Source organism: Microbacterium sp. Leaf351 (genome assembly GCF_001423825.1).
GTDB classification, from domain to species: Bacteria; Actinomycetota; Actinomycetes; order Actinomycetales; family Microbacteriaceae; genus Microbacterium; species Microbacterium ginsengisoli.
This window is the reverse complement of record NZ_LMPK01000033.1, coordinates 63737-64657: the sequence shown is the minus strand read 5'-3', so window position 1 is coordinate 64657 and position 921 is coordinate 63737. Positions and strand designations below refer to the sequence as shown.

Annotated in this window: 2 protein-coding genes; one reads left to right on the top strand and one right to left on the bottom strand. The window is 69.7% G+C overall.

From position 1 onward, the window contains the following. The first annotated feature begins 67 nt into the window (after positions 1 to 67). On the top strand, positions 68 to 289 hold the full coding sequence (locus tag ASG00_RS08620; RefSeq protein ID WP_056208599.1) for a hypothetical protein: 222 nt from the start codon (positions 68 to 70) through the stop codon (positions 287 to 289). A 4-nt stretch (positions 290 to 293) separates the two neighbouring features. Here the strand turns inward: ASG00_RS08620 and ASG00_RS17820 are convergent. Further along, a partial coding sequence (locus ASG00_RS17820; RefSeq protein WP_235559456.1) for an aminotransferase class I/II-fold pyridoxal phosphate-dependent enzyme occupies positions 294 to 921 on the bottom strand: 628 nt, incomplete at its 5' end.

The window sequence follows — 921 nt, the reverse complement described above, 5'->3', positions numbered from 1 at the left end:
CCCTCGTCTCCCCTGTTCCCGGCGCCGATGTCCGTGGTCGAAGCTATGTTCGAACCACGGAGGCATCATGACGACGACACCACGACAGGATGACGGCATCGCGCGCGCCGCGGCAGACCTCTGGCGCGTGCTGCGTGCCGACGGCACGATTGCGGGGCACGTGCGCCGCGTGCGTGACGGGCACGACGACCTCTGGGTGACCCTGCGCTATCGGGCCGGCGCTGGGTTCGTCGAGATGGGCCGCTTCCGCGACCGTGCCGTGGCAATGGATGTCGCTCGTGCCGGTTGAGAGGTCAGATCACCGCATCGAGTCGGTCCATGCCCATCACCGGCGACATCGCGCGTACGTCGCGCCAGCACTGCGCCAGCACTCCCACCGCGCGCTCGAGCACGTCGGCGGTGGCGGTGAACGGCACGCGCAGATATGTGTCGTGTCCACCGTCCACCGAGAATCGCGGGCCGGGCGAGAGAAGCATCCCGCGCGCACGGGCCGCCAGCACCACGTTGCCGCTCAGCGGTGCACCGAGGTCGATCCAGAGCGCCACTCCGCCCTTCACATCGGGTACCGACCACTCCGGCAGCAGAGACCCGACGCCGTCGACGACCGTGTCGCGACCCGCACGCAGCACGTGGGCCCGCTGGGCGACCACCTCGTCGTACCGATCCATCACCCGGGCGGCGATCGCCTGGTCGAGGTCGGGGGTGCCGAGCTCGGCGGCGAATCGCGCGGCGATGAGTCGGCGGATGAGCGAGGTCTCCGCGCGGATCCAACCGATGCGCAACCCTCCCCAGACGGTCTTGCCGAGCGACCCGACGCGAACGATGTCGAGGCCGGGAACGTCGAGACCGAACAGCGGTGCACGGTCGAAGGGCTCCACAGAGAGGTCTGCAGTCGTGTCGTCCACGACCACGGTGGTGCCC

Excerpts from the sequence above, each read along its gene's own strand:
- ASG00_RS08620 (WP_056208599.1), top strand. The coding sequence starts at position 68 with ATGACGACGACACCACGACAGGATGACGGCATCGCGCGCGCCGCGGCA.